Origin of the sequence: Fervidicella metallireducens AeB (assembly GCF_000601455.1) — a bacterium.
Lineage (GTDB): Bacteria > Bacillota > Clostridia > Clostridiales > Caloramatoraceae > Fervidicella > Fervidicella metallireducens.
Genome location: NZ_AZQP01000077.1, coordinates 1 through 5,088, shown reverse-complemented (window position 1 = coordinate 5,088; position 5,088 = coordinate 1). Strand labels below are relative to the sequence as shown.

Sequence of the window (5,088 nt, the reverse complement as noted above, 5' to 3'; positions counted from 1 at the left end):
TTTTTTAATATAAGAAATCAACCCTCATTCATATCGTATCAGAAAATTTTACCAGAGTAAATAGAAATAGAAATGACATATTTTCTTCTTTAATCATTCAATTTTCGGAATAATAAAACATCTCTAGCCAAAATCATGCTTTTAAATTAGCATACCTTTGGTAAGTTGATACTATTCACTGGTTCAAAATTTTTCTTATATGTCCCTTTTCCTTTATACCAACACTTCTTTAGTTTTAACAATTTTATTTCTCCAACACCCTTGTCTGTAAATATAATAACCGTATAGGCATATAATTAGATTACTTGAACTCATAGAAAACCATATTCCCTGTGAACCAATTGAAGTAAAGTGCTTAAATAATAATATCATTGGCAGTCTTACAAACCAAAGTCTTCCTATTTCCATGTTCATAGAATATTTTGTATGCCCTGATCCCTGGAATACCCCTTGGAGTACGCTGAATATACCCATAAGTGGCATAGATATAGAAATATATTTCAGATAAACAATACTTTCCGTTATAACCCCTTCATCACCTGATTGCATAAAGAAACTTATTATCTCCCTGTCCCAGATAAGCATTAATATACATCCAACCATTGAAAATGCTATTGTAAACTTCAGAGATTTTGTGAAACCTTCTTCTGCTCTTTGAATATCTTCTGCTCCTAAATTTTGTCCAATAATTGTAGTAAGAGCAGCTCCTATTCCCATAGCCGGCTGCATTACAAGTCCTGTTATTCTGTTAACTGTGGCAAAGGCAGCCATAGTGTCTATTCCATAGGATTCAATAAATCCATTTAAAACGATAAATCCCAAGGCCGAACCCGATGAACCTAAAGCTGAAGGTATTGCAACCTTTAATATTTGTTTTATTATATCTTTACTAAATTTAAAATCTTTGAAATCCGGTCTTATTACATTGGATGGACCTTTAGCATAAAATATTACAGCTACTACCAAGAGCATTTTGCATATAATTGTAGCTATAGCTGCCCCTGCAATTCCTAAATTAAAAGTAAAAATAAATATTGGATCTAAAATGGCATTTAAAATAACACTTATAGCGCTTAAAACAGTTGGTGTTTTTGTATTCCCTTGTGCATTCATTATTGAATTGAAATTAAAAAATGCAAATATGAATGGTATCTCAAGAAAGGTTAATTTTAAAAATAATACACTGTAATTATATAAATCACCACGTGCACCCATAAGATAAACTACAGCTGGAGATATTAATATTCCAAGGATAGTAAAAATTATAGAGCTCACTAAAGAAATTGCTATTATCTGTGTTGCATATTTATCAGCTTCTTTATTTCTGTTGGCACCTATAAGCTGAGACAATATAGCTGTTCCTGCAATGGATATCCCCATACCAAGTGAAATAAATAAAAAATTAACAGGCCACACAAAAGATGTGGCTGCAAATTGAACTTTTCCAAGTTTGCTGACCCAAATTCCATTAATTAAGCCATAAAGAGTTTGTATAACACTATTAATCATAATTGGTATAGCCAAGGTTATTATAGCCTTATACATATTCCCTTTCAGTATAAGTTCCTTTCTTTGACTTGCCTCCATTAAAACACCCCCTGAAGAATTCTCAAATTCTTTTGCATAATGTACTTTTATTTTATCATTTATCTAAATATTTTAACAATAAAATAATAATTTTTTCTATATCTGATGAAAATTGTTATTAACTATTGTCTAAAATGAATTTATAAGGTAAATCTATACTGCAATTAAATAAAATATTTATTGATACAGTTATTCTTTGTTGTTAAAAATGTAGATAAACCCTATTCATATGACGTTAAAAATAAAACTACATACATAGGCAAAAAACAGAAGGAAATTACTTTGTAGATGTTGCACAGCTTAAAGTAAAAATAACTCATGAAGGTTCTAGTGACAACTTCTATATTGATATGGGTAAAAAATAGGGTGATGTTTATATCAGCACCCTATTTTAATCAAATACTACTTATATATCACTATAACCACATATTTTTTATATCTGTGCTTAAAATATGTAGGAGTTACAAAAAATCAAAGTAATTGAATAAGTAACACTCAACCCTGACGCTATTGATATTTAACCATTTTTAGCATATAATATTAATGTAAAAATTAGGCAAAGGAGTGATGTCTTATGATAATAAGAGTGGATTTGGTGATTGAAGTATAAAATTTAATATTGGATTGTAGGTGCGTTGCGTCTATAATCATTTTAGTGTATACCAGGGACAGTTAATAATTGTTATAATTTAAATTTATATGTTTTTTATATATTTTAATTAATGATAAATATTAGCCTAATAGTCCTTAAAGGAATTCACTTTACTTATACTTCACGCTTTTGTATGAATAATGGTATTATTGTTTTTTACTTGGTATTCTAGGTATAAGAAAACATCTCCTTTCAAAGAATTCTCAGCAACAGCTTCACTTTAAAAGAAGATGTTTTTTAGTTTAAAAATACTTGTTTTCACTTAAAATATTAAAGGTTCATATTCTATTCATAGCTAAAAGTTTCCTTAAGACAATGTATAGTATTAGGAAGCTTCCTTACAAAAATTGTCGATATAACCGCAAGTACAATTCCTGGTATAATTTGGGGGACATATAATTGTTGTCTTAATTACATTTAATATTTCTATTACTATTTTTGCATATTATTTCTTCTCTTCTAAAGTCTATGGCCTTAACAGGACATTTATCCATTATCCCTTTCAATTTATTTATTTGTATATCATTAAGTGCAGCTTCTTTCCATTTTGCTTTTTTATCCACTACCTTAAAATACTGTGGCATTAATTTTTCACACAGCCCACATCCAATACAATATTGTTTTTTAATATTAATACCAATTATTTTGCTTAAATTGTTCTCTTTCTGAATAGGAATATCTTCTTTTTTTACAAATACAGCCACTATATATGAGATTATCAATATAGATATTACTGTCAATATCCACCTTATTCCCATAAAACGTAGCCCTAAGAATTTTGCCTCATTGGCAAGCATAGGTATCTTTATTACTGCCCATGCACTTAAAATAATAACTACATTTACGATGCTAGCACCTTTCTTTAACAGCATTCTGCAGATTGGGAATGCTGCATAAATAGGTCCTGCTGAAAAACTGCCTAACAAGAAAGAGAATATACTCCCCTTTATTCCAGCTTTCTCCCCAAATCCATTTATTATTACTTCTTTTGGAACCCAAGCTTCAATAATTGATGTAAGTATAAAAATTACAGGCATAATTTCTAACATTTCTATAATGTAATATATGCTGTTTTTGACAGATAAATAAGCCTTATCCGGCATTGCAATAAATAAAAAAATATACGTCAAAGACACTACTGCCAGCAGTTTGTTCCTTTTGATTATTTCAATCATTTTACATAATCACCCCCATCGTAAGCGCTATTATGATTGCAAATACAAAACTAAGAACATTTCGAATAACAGCAAACTTCAAACCAAACTCATGTTTTTCCAATGGGAATGTTACTATTCCAACCATGGTTAAAGTAGTTAAGAATGCAACAGCAGGAACAGTACTTGCACCTGCATCTACAAAAGAACCTACCAGTGGAAATGCTACAAAGGCTGGAATCAATGTGATGCTACCCACAAAGGCAGAAATAAAGGTTGAAATAAATAAATTTGATTTTCCTAAAATATCCTTTATAACTTCAGGCGGTATAAAAGTCAGAATCAATCCTATAAGGAACAAGATGCCTATTATCTCTCCAATCATATTTATCATCATGCCCCTTGCAATTTTCATAGAATCAAATGTCTTTTCTTTGTTTTCAACAAGGGATGCGATAAACGCAACCCCTGTCACTCCCCATAACGATACTGTAAAAATATCCAAATTTTATCACTCCTTTTCTTTGTAGTTTTTAGGATTAGGTGATTTTACTACAAAGAATTCCAATACTTCATCGTCTTGGTTATGAACATTCATTTTAGTATTGTATGAGATATTAATAATGTCTCCTTTGATGTAATGATGTGGCTCTTGTTCATTTAACTGTATAGTCATCTTCCCACGAACAATTATCATATAGACGTTAGAATTGGAATAATGTTCCGGAAGACCTGTTCCTTTAACAAGAACCATATGATTCAGGTTAATATTTTCATCATCCACAATCCTTTCAATTATTTTATCATCTGTAAGACTGTACACATATTTTTTCTCCAGCATAAAAATCCTCCTTCCATTCTGTTTAAATCCATATTATAATAAATCACAACGATGAACAGTTACCTTGGTAACTAATTTTAAAAAAGGTGATATTTATGAACATTAAAGACTATCTGGACGTTTTAATACTAACAGGTTTATTTGATGAATTTTCCGCTAAAGAACTGCTTAATTTTTTTAGAGCTCATAATTTTATTATCGCTAAATATAACAAAAATAGTATTATCCATTTTGAAAGCGAGAAATGCAATTACTGCGATATTATTTTAAAAGGTCAAGTACTTGTTCAAAAAATCGATGAAAAAGGAAATGTATTAACTGTTGCAGAATTTAAAATTGGAGATAGCATGGGTGGTAACCTATTGTTTTCAAATTATCCTTATTATCCTATGAGTGTGATAGCAAAATCAGATACTGAAATTTTACATATTCCAAAAGATGTTATGTTGCAACTTTGTCAGACCAGCCAAGATTTTTTAGTTAAATTTTTAACTTCTATATCAGATAAAACTGCTATTTTAACAAGCAAAATTAAGTCTATCTCAATGAAATCTATAAGGGAATCCATTATTGAATTCTTGAATTATGAGTATTACACCCAAAAAAGAAATAAAATAAAATTAAATATAACAAAAAAGGAATTAGCCGAAAGGTTAGGTATTCAAAGAACTTCTCTTTCCCGTGAACTCAATAAAATGAAAAAAGATGGGCTTATCGATTACAACGCCCATTCAATTACTATCTGTGATTTTCATATTATTCGCAAACTTTAATCCAGGTTTAAGGTAACAGGTTTAAGGGACGGTCAATAGTTGTTATAAGACAATTAGGGACAGTTAATAATTGTTATATTA

The 5,088-nt window shown here is 29.8% G+C and carries 5 protein-coding genes; 1 reads left to right on the top strand and 4 read right to left on the bottom strand.

Annotation, left to right across the window (positions count from 1 at the left end):
- Window positions 1-213 precede the first annotated feature (213 nt).
- The 4 genes from Q428_RS13285 to Q428_RS13270 all read right to left on the bottom strand — a co-directional run bounded on the left by Q428_RS13285 (window position 214) and on the right by Q428_RS13270 (window position 4,234).
- Window positions 214-1,587, bottom strand: coding sequence for an MATE family efflux transporter (locus Q428_RS13285; RefSeq protein ID WP_035381722.1), 1,374 nt, complete (start codon window positions 1,585-1,587; stop codon window positions 214-216).
- Window positions 1,588-2,646: 1,059 nt separating this feature from the next.
- Window positions 2,647-3,414 carry a permease gene (locus Q428_RS13280; protein WP_051515180.1) on the bottom strand — a complete coding sequence of 256 codons (768 nt, stop codon included), beginning with the start codon at window positions 3,412-3,414 and terminating at the stop codon, window positions 2,647-2,649.
- 1 nt (window position 3,415) lies between these two features.
- Window positions 3,416-3,898, bottom strand: a complete 483-nt coding sequence (locus Q428_RS13275) for a permease (RefSeq protein WP_035381721.1) — start codon at window positions 3,896-3,898, stop codon at window positions 3,416-3,418.
- Between the two features lie 6 nt (window positions 3,899-3,904).
- Window positions 3,905-4,234: a cupin domain-containing protein gene (locus tag Q428_RS13270; protein ID WP_035381720.1), complete on the bottom strand. Its 330-nt coding sequence runs from the start codon at window positions 4,232-4,234 to the stop codon at window positions 3,905-3,907.
- 95 nt (window positions 4,235-4,329) lie between these two features.
- On the opposite strand from Q428_RS13270, the gene Q428_RS13265 reads away from it, so the two are divergent.
- Window positions 4,330-5,007 carry a Crp/Fnr family transcriptional regulator gene (locus Q428_RS13265; protein ID WP_035381717.1) on the top strand — a complete coding sequence of 226 codons (678 nt, stop codon included), beginning with the start codon at window positions 4,330-4,332 and terminating at the stop codon, window positions 5,005-5,007.
- The last annotated feature ends 81 nt before the right edge of the window (window positions 5,008-5,088 follow it).